The following is a 13,576-nucleotide window of genomic DNA, read 5'->3' as shown; positions in this document are numbered from 1 at the left end:
AAAAGGACTTTTTATCAATTTTACCTACCTTTGTAGCCATGAAACCGCTTACTGATACCGATTATATACATGCACTGATTGCTGAAGGAGAGCACCAGCAACAGGATTTTAAATTCGAAATTTCCGACGCACGCAAAATTGCCAAAACACTTTCGGCTTTTGCCAACACGGACGGAGGACGATTACTTATTGGCGTTAAAGACAATGGTAAAATTGCAGGAGTACGCTCCGAAGAAGAAAAATATATGATTGAAGCCGCAGCACAACTTTATTGCGTGCCGGAAGTGGAATATTCTCTGCAAACATACATTGTGGAAGGACGGCAAGTGTTAGTGGCAACCATCGAAGAGACTCCACATAAACCGGTTTATGCCAAGGACGAAGCCGGAAAGCCCCTAGCCTATCTCCGCATCAAGGACGAAAATATTCTGGCAACTCCCATACATCTCCGCATATGGCAACAGAGCGATAGTCCCCGTGGAGAACTCATCCGCTACACCGAACGTGAACAGCTCCTGCTCGACCAACTGGAACACGGAACTTTACTCTCACTCAACCGTTACTGTCGCCAAACCGGACTTTCACGACGTGCCGCTGAACATCTGCTCGCCAAATTTGTTCGTTATGATATTGTGGAACCTGTATTCGAAAATCATAAATTCTACTTCCGAATAAAAGACGAATAACCACAAACAACCCCAATACTTTATACTTAATACTTAACTATGACTTTTATCAACGAGATTAACGACATACTTTGGACGTATATTCTAATTATCATGTTATTAGGATGTGCAGTCTGGTTCAGCATACGGACACGTTTTGTGCAATTTCGTATGATCCGGGAAATGATCGTGCTGTTAAGCGAATCCGCCGACAAAGGAAAACAGGGAGAGAAACATGTATCTTCTTTTCAGGCATTCGCTATTTCCATCGCCAGTCGCGTGGGTACGGGGAATCTTGCGGGAGTGGCTACTGCCATTGCCATCGGAGGTCCCGGAGCTATTTTCTGGATGTGGGTCATCGCACTGTTAGGGGCTTCGAGTGCTTTCATTGAGTCTACTTTGGGACAATTATACAAAATACGTGGAAAGGATTCATTCATTGGAGGACCTGCTTATTATATGAAAAAAGGGTTGAAACAACCGTGGATGGGAATGCTTTTTGCCGTATTAATAAGCATTACTTTCGGGTTTGCTTTCAATTCTGTACAGAGTAATACGATCTGTGCCGCCGCAGAGCATGCCTTTGGATTCAATCATATTATATTGGGAGGTGTGCTGACTTTGCTGACATTGCTTATCATCTTTGGAGGTATTCAACGCATTGCCCGCGTCAGTAGTATTATCGTGCCTGTTATGGCATTGGGATATGTAGGGCTGGCACTGGTTATTGTCGTACTCAATATCACTCATTTACCGGGTGTTATCGCACTGATTGTCAGCCATGCTTTCGGTTGGGAGCAGGCATTGGCAGGAGGAGTTGGTATGGCATTAATGCAAGGTATCAAGAGAGGACTTTTCAGTAATGAGGCCGGTATGGGTTCGGCTCCGAATGCGGCTGCTACGGCTCATGTCAGCCATCCCGTAAAACAAGGGTTGATACAGACTTTGGCGGTATTTACAGATACATTATTGATATGTACTTGTACGGCTTTTATCATCCTCTTTAGTGGTGCTCCTCTGGATGGTTCGGCTAATGGAGTGCAGCTGACTCAACAGGCGTTGACAAACGAAATCGGTTCTTCCGGCAGTATCTTCGTTGCCATTGCTCTTTTCTTTTTTGCTTTCAGCAGTATTCTGGGAAATTATTATTACGGTGAGGCTAATATCCGCTTTATCACTCACCGGAAGTGGGTACTTCATGGTTACAGGATATTGGTGGGTGGTATGGTGCTCTTCGGTTCACTTGCCACATTGGATATGGTATGGAGCCTGGCAGATGTCACGATGGCGTTAATGGCTATCTGCAATCTGATCGCTATCCTTTTCCTCGGAAAATATGCTATCCGTCTGTTAAATGATTACCGGGCGCAAAAGAAAGTTGGCATCCAAAGCCCTGTTTTTAAGAAAGAGACAATGCCGGACATCGAAAAGGACTTGGAATGTTGGTGAAAACCAACTGTTTTTGTACCTTTGCACGCAAATTGACAAATGGTAGTTATGTTATATACCTCCCACACGCTCAAATAGTAAATTGTAAATAATAAAATTGTAGAGATAACAATGGGCTTATTTGGTTTATTCAAGAAAAAATCCGATGAAACGAAAGTCGGCAATGTAGAAGATTTCATATCACTGACCCGGGTATATTTCCAGTCAGTTATCGCCACAAACCTCGGTATCACTAATATCCGCTTCTTGCCGGACGTAGCTAACTTCAAACGTTTGTTTAAAGTTCCTACTCAAAACGGTAAACTGGGATTGGCCGAAAAGTCTGCTGCACGCAAAATGCTGATGCAGGATTATGGGTTGAACGAGAACTTCTTTAAGGAAATCGACTCTTCCGTGAAACGGAACTGCCGCACTCAAAATGATATTCAATCTTATTTGTTCATGTATCAGGGATTTTCCAATGATCTGATGATGTTGATGGGAAATCTGATGCAGTGGAAGTTCCGTATGCCGTCGATCTTCAAGAAGGCTTTGTATGGTATGACACAGAAAACGGTACATGATGTTTGTACCAAGACCGTGTGGAAAGCTGATGATGTGCACAAAACAGCTGCGGCTGTCCGCCAATACAAAGAGCGTTTGGGATATTCGGAACAGTGGATGACGGATTATGTGTATAATATTGTTCTCCTTGCCAAGAAGGAACCAAAAAGGAAGAATGATGACACGGAAACGAAATAACAAGTCGCTTTAAATGTTAGAAAAGCGTAAAGATTAATAGGATAGAAAAAGCGGGGGTTTTATACCTCCGCTTTTTTTGTTATCTTTATGTACTTTTTTCTTTTGTCTTGATACAAAAGAAAAAGTACCAAAAAGAAAAAATCAAGGCCGCGCCTGCCCGGCTACTTGACGCCATGCAGACGAGGCCGAAGGGACCGTGCGGCGTGAATAATGTATGATAATAATTTTTAAATAGAGAGATTGCTTATGAAACAAAAGAAAATGCTTACACTTACTTTTTCACAGTTGAAACAAATCTATAATCAAGAAATTCCGGAGGTGGTGGAGATGGCTGATAAGAGCTCTTCTGTGGAAGAGTTCAAGGCTGGGATGCTGCGGTTTTTGGAAGCATGCGGGATAGAAAATGAGGCTGCGGAGGAGGCGAGGGAGCAAATTCGACTCTTACTCCATTATGATGGGCAGAATGTCCATGAACTGTCTACAGGACAGGATATGCCAGTACAGACTATCAGGCTACTTTATGAGTTTCTGACGGGGACGTTGGAAAATATGGAGATGCCGACGGATTTGTTTATTGAAATTTTCCAGATGTTTAAACGGTTAAAGGGAGAGGTTGTGCCTTTGCCATCGCCGCAACGTATCAAAAGTCGGAATGACCGGTGGGAAACGGGATTGGATGAAGAGGTATGTGAGATGCGTGATGAGAATAAGGAAAGGATGTTGCACTTGCTGATTCAGAAGATTGAGAACAGGAAATCGAAGCCTTCGGTGCGTTTTCATTTTGAGGAGGGAATGAGTTATGAAGAAAAGTACAGGTTGGTAAGTGAGTGGTGGAATGATTTCCGCTTTCATTTGGCGATGGCTGTGAAAAGTCCGAGTGAGTTGAATCGGTTCTTGGGAAATTCACTTTCTTCAGAGACTATGTATTTGCTTTATCGTGCCCGGAAGAAAGGAATGCCGTTTTTTGCGACTCCTTATTATTTATCATTACTTAATGTAACGGGATATGGGTATAATGACGAGGCTATCCGGAGTTATATTCTGTATTCTCCACGTTTGGTGGAGACGTATGGAAATATTCGTGCGTGGGAAAAGGAGGATATTGTAGAGGCCGGGAAGCCTAATGCTGCGGGATGGCTTTTGCCGGACGGACATAATATTCATCGTCGGTATCCGGAGGTAGCTATCCTCATTCCTGATACTATGGGACGGGCTTGCGGAGGACTTTGCGCTTCTTGTCAACGTATGTATGATTTCCAAAGCGAGCGGTTGAATTTCGAGTTTGAGTCTTTACGTCCGAAAGAGTCATGGGATCGTAAGTTGCGCCGGTTGATGACTTATTTTGAAGAGGATACGCAGTTGCGGGATATTCTGATTACAGGGGGCGATGCGCTGATGAGTCAGAATAAAACACTTCAGAACATTCTGGATGCGGTGTACCGGATGGCGGCACGCAAACAAAGGGCGAATCTTGAACGTAAGGATGGAGAGAAATATGCGGAATTGCAACGGGTACGGTTGGGGTCACGCCTGTTGGCTTACTTGCCGATGCGTATCAACGACGGACTGATTGATATTCTGCGAGAATTCAAGGAGAAAGCATCGGCCATCGGTGTGAAACAGTTTATTATTCAGACTCATTTCCAGACACCGCTGGAGGTTACTCCTGAAGCTAAAGAAGCGATTCGGAAGATTCTTTCTGCAGGATGGATTATTACAAACCAACTGGTATATACAGTAGCTGCTTCACGTCGAGGGCATACGACCCGGCTTCGCCAGGTGCTCAATTCATTGGGGGTGGTGTGTTATTACACTTTCTCGGTAAAGGGATTCAATGAGAATTATGCGGTATTTGCACCCAACAGTCGTTCGATGCAGGAACAACAGGAGGAAAAGATTTATGGCTGGATGACACAGGAACAGGAAGAGGAATTATATAAGATATTAGAAACGAAAGTTGGAGCGGAAAAGGAGCCCAAAGAAGATGTTGCCAAGCAATTAAGACGCTTCATGAGAAAACATCATTTGCCTTTCCTTGCTACAGATCGCAGTGTACTGAATTTACCGGCTATCGGTAAGAGCATGACTTTCCAGTTGGTGGGACTAACAGAAGAAGGAAAACGAATTCTACGCTTCGAACATGACGGCACTCGTCATCATAGCCCGATTATCGATCAGATGGGGCAGATTTATATCGTAGAGAATAAATCGCTAGCTGCTTACCTGCGCCAGTTAGCCAAGATGGGAGAAGATCCGGAAGACTATGCTTCTATCTGGAATTATACGAAAGGAGAAACCGAACCTCGTTTCAGCCTTTACGAGTATCCTGATTTCCCCTTCCGCACAACAGATAGAATGAGTAATTTAAGTATTAAGGAATAAGAAATAAGTATTAAGTATTAATCGACAAATATCAAGCGTAAACCAGCTGCTTCGGTGGTAATACTTAATACCTAATACTTAATACTTATTTTTCATTCTTTTACCCGTATTACTATATTTGCAATAATTGCAGTTAAGCCTCCGGTGGTGATTCCTGAAGAGAAGATACTTCGAATTGCTTCCGGAGCTTGTTGTAATACATCCGGCATTAATTCTACACCCAAGCCTAAAGAAAGGCTGACTGCTAATACTAAAGTCTCTTTACGTCCTATTTCTTGTGAGGAGACAATACGGATTCCTGCAGCGGCTACTGTACCGAACATCAATAAAGTGGCACCGCCTAATACAGGATCGGGCATTAAAGAAAATACGGCACCGACGATGGGGAATAAACCTAAAAGAACGAGCATTGCTGCAATATAATAGCCGACATAGCGGCTGGCTACTCCGGTCAGTTGAATAATACCGTTGTTTTGTGCAAAGATGGAGTTTGGAAAAGAGTTGAATACACCGGCGAGAAAGGAGTTGAATCCATCCGCCATTACTCCACCGGAAACTCGTTTCAAATAGGAATCTCCTTCAATGGGAAGTCCGGAAATCATAGAGTTGGCAGTTACATCACCTGTTGCTTCGATGGCTGTGATTAGATAAACCAAGCCAATGGCTATGAAAGAAGATACATTGAAATCAACACCGTATTTGAAAGGTTGGGGAATATTAAAGCTCATCAGCATTTCCATATTTAACGAACTCATATCCACTTTTCCTAAGACAAATGCCAAGGCATAACCAAGACAAAGTCCGAGCACAATGGAACTCATACGCAGGTATTTATTCCGGCAACGGTTAAAAAACAAGACGCTAAGCAGCACCAGTGCTGCAATGGACAGATTTTCCCAAGTAGCAAATGTACCGTTATCCATAGCCGCATATCCGCCTCCGCAAGATACAATACCGACCTTTATCAGGCTTAATCCGATCAATAGTACAACAATACCGGATACCAACGGAGTAATGATATTGCGCAGATACTTGAATGTGCGGCTGACAATCATCTCGATAGGTGCGGCAGCCATACAGGAACCGAATATCAAGGGCAAACCACCCACCAATCCGGTGGCGATGATAGGGCCGATAAAAGAAAAACTGGTTCCCTGAATGCAGAGTAACTTTGCTCCTATCGCACCCAAACGACGGCATTGTATGAAAGTAGATACTCCCGAAGCAAAAAGAGACATGGAAACCAGAAAGCTTGTCTTTTCCACATCCAGTTTCAGGGCACTCGCGATGATTAGCGGGGGTGTAATAATTGCTACAAAAATAGCCAAGAGATGTTGTAAAGCCGCAAACAGGGCGTCTTTAAAGGGGGGACGGTCTTCTACGCCGTAGATTAAATCAGTTTTCATTTAACAGGTTGTTCTATATATTTTTAACTTCCGCAGAGGGATAGACAGAGATTCTTCCGGAATTTGGATTTTCTTAGTTCAGTGTCCATTTGAGGGCGAGTGTCGGGATAACATAAAAGCCATCACGACCGCCAAAGTTATTACTCAATTCGACTTCGGAGCCAACACTAAGATTGAATTTTTTATTTACTCCTTTGATTTTGTTCAGGTTCACCCAGAATTGTGGTTCGGAGAGGAAGATAGTCTTTCCGTAGTTGGTTTCTTCACGCCACCAGTCGGCAAAGCCGGAGAAAGTGAGCAGATTGCGGCAGAAATTCACGTACCACGTACCTGTCAGCTGGAAGTTGTTGGGTGATTGGTGTTTCTGAATATACTTATACATAGCAGTCAGCGTGAAGCCTTTGGAAAAGGAAGCATTATTAAAAGTGTAGGTAGCTCCTGCCAGATAAGCATTTTTATAAGACATGCCTTTCGATAATCCACCGTTATATTCAAGATGTGCAGAAAAAGGACCTTTCCAGAATTTCAGTTCACGCGCTATTTCCCAATAAGCGGAAGCGACACCTTCGGAAGTGTAATCCATATCGACAAAGAAATAAGTGCTTCCCCAAGTATCAGGCTGAAACTTCTCCACTGTGGAGGTGAGCAGCGGGCGACCTTGCAAATCTTTATCGTACAAAGAACGTCCGAAATCATAATGTAGCTGAATGTTTTGCGCCTGCAATCCCGGTACGGCAGAGAGCAACATACAGAGGAAAAGAGCAGAGATAATTTGTTTCATAAGTAAATGTGTTTAAATGAAGATGCAAAAATAGTTAAAGCTACACATATAAACACATTACTTCTGTCTTTTTTTATTCCAGGTTATTATTTCCCGTATCCCACCAGAGTCTTGTACCTCCATGGTCATCTCCGCCTAAAGCCTCGACAAGAGCAGAATATTGCTCCGAGTCTTCTGTCTGCAATGTACCTGGGAAATTAAGACGGCGCACCATGATCTCCGTGTCGATGCATCCGCTCCTACTATGATTGAATCGAACGGGAAATAAACGGGGATATCCCGTCCGTCTTTGTTCGGTCCAGGCTTCGCAACCTTCCGGGAACATGGCAATCCATTTCTGCGTGATAATCTTCTCCAGTTTGGTCTCCTTATCATCCTGCGGATTCCATTTGGGAGTGACTTTACAACGGGCCTCTATATTATTTTCTTCATCATAAGTGTCTATAAAGTCGGAAGCTGTCAGCTCACTTTTCAGGTAATCCTCCACCCCATAAATTCCCCATTGATGAAAAGAGGTAGTTACACCGTTCCGGTAACAAGCTTCTTCATCTTCATCCGTCCATCCGCGCAAAGCAGCTTCGGCACGCAGAAACCAGACTTCCGAAGCAGTCATCAGAGGTGTATCGGTATCCTGCTTGACAAACAGCTTTGACAATCCCGAATAATGACTATGAGCAAAGCAGGTTCCCTGGCGAATTCCACGATACTGTCCTTTAAGAGCCTCATCCGTACAGGGTTCAAAATAAATTTCCAAACGGGGATCGTTATATCCGGTCAAAATTGATTCCATGTTAGCACTCATGTAAGTTTCATTCCACACACGGTTAAGTTCTCCCAATGGATTGGTATACCCGGATTTGGTAGAAACAAACACTCCTCCTGTTTCCGCTTCAAAGAAGCCGTAACCATTTTCCTTTATTTTCTGTATTTCAGAACGCGCCTTATCAGGAGCAACAGAAGCAAGGCGCATTGCCAGACGCAGACGCAGGGAATTGGCAAACTTTACCCAGGAAGGATATTTCCCGTCCAACAAAATATCAAAACGTGCAAATCCATTGGATTCCGGTTTCTCATCTATATAGTTGGTGAGAGCAACTACAGCAGAATCGAGTTCATTGAAAAACTCATAATAGACATCCTCTTGTTTATCCGGACGGTAATGTTTTTCGGCATTAGCAAAATTTTTATAAATGATAGGACCATAATAATCCGTCACACGGTGCATCGCTTCCACCTTTAATATTTTCGTTATCCCGAACAGAGCAGGATGTGTATTCCGGGTAGCATTCTCCGACTGATATATCTGTGGGAAAATATAAGAATACATGTGTGTCCACATGGCGCTATTCCAGCCGTCCTGCATATTATAATCGGAGTTATGCGAGCCCCCGTTCAGCGGTTTGCCGTCATGCATATACCCACTGAACATATCCGCGTTCAGATTCTGTATCAGCTGGAAAGGCCAGTTCTTTCCTTTTCCGTAGTCGTAATTAAAATAAATACCTTGCTGAATAATTCCCAAACGGATTCCATAGCCATTGTCATCAATAATCAAGTCATCATCCGTGATACCGGACAAATCGGTATTGTAATCACGGAAGTTACCGGTACAAGCTACGGAAAACAGCAATAACCCCAACAAATATAGATATACAGATTTTCTCTTCATTTCTCTCTCTTACCTTTAAAATTCACATTTCAGAGTAAAGCCCAGACTACGGGTCGTAGGCATTCCGAACACTTCAATTCCTTGATTATCATTTCCGGTAGAAAGTACCAGATCCGGATCAAAAGGAGCTTCCTTATACAAGAAACATAGATTGCGGGCTACAAACGAAAGCTGAACATCTTTCAGCACCTTCGTTTTCTGTATCCACTTCTTGGAGAAATTATAGCTCAAAGATACTTCACGCAACCGCAAGTTGGTAGCATCATACATATAATACTCCGTCACCCCGGCACGCCCGCCTACTATTTTATAGAATCCTTTCACATCGTCTATACGCTGACCGTCGAGCATTACATATCCCCTGTCACGCGCATCAGCCGTTATTTCAGATACTCCATAAAGATCCATTTCCGCCTGCGTCTGCGAAAGGACTTTACCTCCGTAACGCCAATCAAGCAGAAAATAAAGGGTGAAACCTTTGTAAGAGAACGTATGATCCCATCCCATCATAAAGACAGGGTTGGCATTTCCCACTTTCACCGTATTCCCATCGCCCTCCACTAATGGAAGTCCTTTATTATCACCCTCTGTTTCGTAGACAATATTGCCTGCATCATCACGCACAAAGGCCTTACCATAAATATCACCGATAGAACCGCCTTTAATAAGTTTCATAGCATAACTGGAAGAAAAGCTCGTAGGTCCGTAGACTAATTCTTTCAGCTCATCGTGCAATTTCACTATCTTATTTTTGTTGGTAGAGAAGTTTACGGAAGTTTTCCAAGTAAAACTAGGAGTTAATATGGGAGTCCCATTCAACGTCACTTCCCATCCCCGATTCTGAATATTTCCTGCATTTACATATCGATAAGCATACTTATCCCCTGCAAGTGCAGGCAGTTTGAAAAACTGATTGTAAGTATTGGTACGATAATAAGTCAGATTAATACCCAAACGGTGTTGGAAGAATCTCCATTCTGTTCCAAATTCCATTGCATGAGTCATTTCCGGCTCCATTTCTTTGAAAGGTGCGGCATCATTCGCCTGTATCTCGCCACCGGCATTAATCTGCGAAGAGGGATTAGTGATATGCGGAGGAATATCATTTCCTACTTTACTGTAAGCGCCACGCAATTTAGCGAAAGAAACCCATTCGGGTAACTTCACCCATTTATCAAGTAGTATGGAGAGCCCTACAGAAGGATAAGCAAATCCGGTTTTTTCATGGCTGGTATAAGACAAGGTTGACGCCCAGTCATTACGGGCCGTCAAATCAAGGAACAATTTCTCCTTATAACCGATCTGTGCCGTACCGAATATAGATTGCAACTGACGATGCTCATCTATTTTCTGGTCAATACTGGCAGAACTGTTCATAACGATATTGGCAATATTAAACACATTAGCAAATTTCAAAGAAGCATTCTTCGAATCATAACGGGTAGAATTTCTGATTCGGTCATTTATACTACCACCAATCGCCGCATCCAGTGTAAAATCCCCCCAGGTTTTCTTCACCATCGCCATGACATCACCATACATCTGCGTTTCCTGATAATCCATCTCAACATATCGTCCGTTCGCTCCACACAGAGCGGTGGCGGTAGACGCATAGAATTTTTGGCGCAACTTATCCGCCCAGTAATCCATGTTGCCACGGGCTTGAATCGTCAGCCAGTCATTAACTTTAAAGTTTGCTGAAAGAGAAAGGATAACGCGCGTACGTGTTTCTTTACTTTGTATACGGTTCGTTATCCAGTATGGATTCTGTTCGAAGTCTTCGGTAAACGTATGCCAATTCTGCACACCCAGTTTCCGTTCTTCGTCATAGGTTTCAAAATGATCTTTATAATAAGACAGATCCTCCCCACGAGGGAAACGATAAAGCCCTACCAATGGATTCATATAGAAACCTCCCGATACCGGCTTATTCTCGACGGTCTGTTTCATGACATTTACACTACCATCCAGTTTCAGACGTTTGTCGAACATGGTAGCCGTCTCACGCAAGTTTATATTATGCTTTTTCAGTTTATTCTTGTCGATAATCCCCTTTCCGGTAGTATTGGCATAGGAGAAATAAGTTTGCAGGTTTTCATTTCCATAACTGATAGATACGGAAGTCATCGAAGTCAATCCGGTACGGAAAAAGTCATTCAGATTATCATAAGCCATCAGATTCTCTTTCTCGCCCCAACTGTCTACCACATCACTGACACCATAACGATTCTGCATTTTAGGCATACTGAATGCTTTCTCGAAAGTGAGTCCCGTAGAAAAATTAATATTCCTTTGTCCGACAGAGTTTCCTTTTTTAGTCGTAATAAGAATCACTCCGTTAGCAGCCATGCTACCATATAAAGCCGCAGCAGGAGCACCTTTCAGAATACTGATGCTTTCCACATCTTCCGGATTCAGGTTAGAGATTCCGTCTCCCCCATCACGATTTCCTGCATTTGCCGTCCCCCCAATAGCCGAATAAGCCTGTTCGGAAGAGGTGTTCGACATCGGTACTCCATCTATTACATAAAGCGGTTGATTATCCCCGGATACCGAACGGATTCCCCGGAGACTGACTTTTGCGGAACCACCCATACCGGAAGAATTCTTATTGATTTGTACACCGGCAGCTTTTCCCGCTAAGGCAGTAATCATATTTATTTCTTTCACCCGATTCAGTTCCTCTCCCTTGATTTTCTGCACAGAATAAGCTAATGAAGCTTCATCCTTTTCAAGTCCCAAGGCCGTTACAATGACATGATCAAGCATCACCGCATCTTCCTGAAGACGTATTTCAAGCACATTCCGACCTGTCACATTGACATCTACAGTCTTGTAACCCACAAAAGAAACCTGTAAGACAGCACTATCCGGCACAGATAAAAAGAACTTTCCATCAATATCGGTCACAGTACCATTGGTTCCCCCCCTTTCGCGTATTGTAGCACCGATCAGTGGTTCACCATAGATATCAATTACACGCCCTCTCACGGTATTATGATCAGAAGGAACTTCTATCGTCCCTCTTAACGCTTGTTGCTCCGAAGCATAACAATTTCCTCCCGCCAGGAAAAATAGGCCCATTAAGAAGCAACTCACAAAAACTTCTTTTTTCAATGATATAATAAAATATTGTTTGTTCATCACGCCGCAAAAATAACTAATTATTTTAAATCTAGCATTTTTTCTCATTGATTTTGAGGGAAATAAACATTATCACTATTTTTGTACGAAATTAAAATGAAAGGAATTATGGAAATCGAAACACATCCGCTAGAACCGTTTCTCCCAGCGAAATCAAAACTTCTGATGCTAGGAAGTTTTCCGCCACAGAAAAAACGTTGGTCTATGGAGTTTTACTACCCGAACCTAAACAACGACATGTGGCGTATATATGGGATTTTATTCTTTAATGATAAGAATCACTTTCTAAATTCGACACTAAAATCGTTCTGTCGCGAGCAAATCATAGACTTTTTGAACGAAAAGGGGATTGCCCTATTTGATACCGCTTCATCCATTCGCCGGTTGCAGGATAATGCATCGGACAAGTTTCTTGAAGTAGTGGAAGCTACCGATGTTGCAGCATTACTGCGGCAACTTCCCGAATGCAAAGCAATCGTCACCACAGGCCAAAAAGCAACGGACACTCTTCGACAGCAATTCGACATAGAAGAGCCCAAAGTAGGTGATTACTCCGAATTTGTTTTCGAAGGACGTGCCATGCGGCTTTACCGGATGCCCTCATCATCAAGGGCGTATCCATTAGCATTGGACAAGAAAGCGGCCGCTTACCGGATTATGTTTCAGGATTTACAGATATTGAAGTGAAGTTCAAGTATTAAGTATAAAATATCAAATATTAAATTATAAATGAATATGGCAACATTATTTTTGCAGTACCCGGCATGCAGCACATGCCAAAAAGCCAAGAAATGGTTAACAGAAAATAACATTGAGTTTACCAACCGCTTAATCGTAGAAGAAAATCCTACGGTGGAAGAATTAAAGGCATGGATTCCGCGCAGCAGTCTGCCAGTGAAGAAATTCTTCAACACGAGCGGATTAGTATATAAAGAGCTGAAACTAAGCGAGAAGCTACCTACAATGAGTGAGGAAGAACAGATAGCACTATTGGCAACTAACGGTAAATTGGTGAAACGCCCATTGGTAGTGACAGACAGCTTCGTTCTGGTCGGTTTTAAGCCCGATGAGTGGGAAAAATTAAAATAATTCAAAACTTATTTACCCGAATGTTTGGAGATTCAGAAGTTTCTACTACCTTTGCAGCCGCAAACACGGGAGTAGCTCAGTTGGTAGAGCACCGGTCTCCAAAACCGGGTGTCGGGAGTTCGAGCCTCTCCTCCCGTGCAAGGTCAAATAGCTGTAAGTTAATAACTTACGGCTATTTTCCGTTTATAGGTCGGACAAGTACCGGACACTTTATTTAATATGAATGTTTAATTGTACTACGTTTCTGTTT

Annotated in this window: 10 protein-coding genes and 1 tRNA gene; 7 read left to right on the top strand and 4 right to left on the bottom strand. The window is 43.0% G+C overall.

Translation table 11 applies throughout. The features are described 5' to 3' along the window. Positions 1 to 38: 38 nt before the first annotated feature. The 4 genes from I2I13_RS07405 (at position 39) to I2I13_RS07390 (ending at position 5,237) form a co-directional block, all read left to right on the top strand. Positions 39 to 686: a helix-turn-helix domain-containing protein gene (locus tag I2I13_RS07405; protein WP_195649198.1), complete on the top strand. Its 648-nt coding sequence runs from the start codon at positions 39 to 41 to the stop codon at positions 684 to 686. A gap of 39 nt (positions 687 to 725) precedes the next feature. Beyond that, positions 726 to 2,114, top strand: coding sequence for a sodium:alanine symporter family protein (locus tag I2I13_RS07400; protein WP_195649197.1), 1,389 nt, complete (start codon positions 726 to 728; stop codon positions 2,112 to 2,114). A 111-nt stretch (positions 2,115 to 2,225) separates the two neighbouring features. After that, entirely contained in the window at positions 2,226 to 2,855 is a 630-nt protein-coding gene (locus I2I13_RS07395) for a hypothetical protein (protein WP_148364470.1), read from the top strand. A gap of 246 nt (positions 2,856 to 3,101) precedes the next feature. After that, positions 3,102 to 5,237, top strand: a complete 2,136-nt coding sequence (locus I2I13_RS07390; protein WP_195649196.1) for a KamA family radical SAM protein — start codon at positions 3,102 to 3,104, stop codon at positions 5,235 to 5,237. 92 nt (positions 5,238 to 5,329) lie between these two features. Here the strand turns inward: I2I13_RS07390 and I2I13_RS07385 are convergent, their stop codons facing one another. The 4 genes from I2I13_RS07385 to I2I13_RS07370 form a co-directional block, all read right to left on the bottom strand. Further along, positions 5,330 to 6,643, bottom strand: a complete 1,314-nt coding sequence (locus tag I2I13_RS07385; RefSeq protein ID WP_148364468.1) for a nucleobase:cation symporter-2 family protein — start codon at positions 6,641 to 6,643, stop codon at positions 5,330 to 5,332. Between the two features lie 73 nt (positions 6,644 to 6,716). After that, the gene (locus I2I13_RS07380; RefSeq protein WP_148364467.1) at positions 6,717 to 7,424 is read right to left on the bottom strand and encodes a DUF5020 family protein; all 708 of its coding nucleotides are present in this window, start codon (positions 7,422 to 7,424) and stop codon (positions 6,717 to 6,719) included. 73 nt (positions 7,425 to 7,497) lie between these two features. Continuing rightward, positions 7,498 to 9,093: a SusD/RagB family nutrient-binding outer membrane lipoprotein gene (locus tag I2I13_RS07375; protein ID WP_195649195.1), complete on the bottom strand. Its 1,596-nt coding sequence runs from the start codon at positions 9,091 to 9,093 to the stop codon at positions 7,498 to 7,500. Positions 9,094 to 9,108: 15 nt separating this feature from the next. Beyond that, positions 9,109 to 12,237, bottom strand: a complete 3,129-nt coding sequence (locus I2I13_RS07370) for a TonB-dependent receptor (RefSeq protein WP_195649194.1) — start codon at positions 12,235 to 12,237, stop codon at positions 9,109 to 9,111. Between the two features lie 108 nt (positions 12,238 to 12,345). On the opposite strand from I2I13_RS07370, the gene I2I13_RS07365 reads away from it, so the two are divergent. From I2I13_RS07365 to I2I13_RS07355, 3 genes are all read left to right on the top strand, one after another. Beyond that, positions 12,346 to 12,924, top strand: coding sequence for a uracil-DNA glycosylase family protein (locus I2I13_RS07365; RefSeq protein ID WP_117932454.1), 579 nt, complete (start codon positions 12,346 to 12,348; stop codon positions 12,922 to 12,924). A gap of 48 nt (positions 12,925 to 12,972) precedes the next feature. Further along, entirely contained in the window at positions 12,973 to 13,326 is a 354-nt protein-coding gene (locus I2I13_RS07360) for an arsenate reductase family protein (RefSeq protein WP_195649193.1), read from the top strand. Between the two features lie 65 nt (positions 13,327 to 13,391). Continuing rightward, positions 13,392 to 13,464, top strand: a tRNA-Trp gene (locus I2I13_RS07355). Positions 13,465 to 13,576: the final 112 nt, after the last annotated feature.

Origin of the sequence: Bacteroides sp. D55t1_190419_B8, assembly GCF_015558905.1 — a bacterium.
Taxonomy (GTDB): Bacteria; Bacteroidota; Bacteroidia; order Bacteroidales; family Bacteroidaceae; genus Bacteroides; species Bacteroides vicugnae.
The sequence above is the reverse complement of the archived record's forward strand: the minus strand, read 5'-3'. Positions and strand labels throughout refer to the sequence as shown.

Excerpts from the sequence above, each read along its gene's own strand:
- I2I13_RS07390 (WP_195649196.1), top strand. The coding sequence starts at position 3,102 with ATGAAACAAAAGAAAATGCTTACACTTACTTTTTCACAGTTGAAACAA.
- I2I13_RS07385 (WP_148364468.1), bottom strand. The coding sequence starts at position 6,643 with ATGAAAACTGATTTAATCTACGGCGTAGAAGACCGTCCCCCCTTTAAA.
- I2I13_RS07400 (WP_195649197.1), top strand. The coding sequence starts at position 726 with ATGACTTTTATCAACGAGATTAACGACATACTTTGGACGTATATTCTA.
- I2I13_RS07395 (WP_148364470.1), top strand. The coding sequence starts at position 2,226 with ATGGGCTTATTTGGTTTATTCAAGAAAAAATCCGATGAAACGAAAGTC.
- I2I13_RS07370 (WP_195649194.1), bottom strand. The coding sequence starts at position 12,237 with ATGAACAAACAATATTTTATTATATCATTGAAAAAAGAAGTTTTTGTG.
- I2I13_RS07360 (WP_195649193.1), top strand. The coding sequence starts at position 12,973 with ATGGCAACATTATTTTTGCAGTACCCGGCATGCAGCACATGCCAAAAA.
- I2I13_RS07380 (WP_148364467.1), bottom strand. The coding sequence starts at position 7,424 with ATGAAACAAATTATCTCTGCTCTTTTCCTCTGTATGTTGCTCTCTGCC.
- I2I13_RS07375 (WP_195649195.1), bottom strand. The coding sequence starts at position 9,093 with ATGAAGAGAAAATCTGTATATCTATATTTGTTGGGGTTATTGCTGTTT.
- I2I13_RS07405 (WP_195649198.1), top strand. The coding sequence starts at position 39 with ATGAAACCGCTTACTGATACCGATTATATACATGCACTGATTGCTGAA.
- I2I13_RS07365 (WP_117932454.1), top strand. The coding sequence starts at position 12,346 with ATGGAAATCGAAACACATCCGCTAGAACCGTTTCTCCCAGCGAAATCA.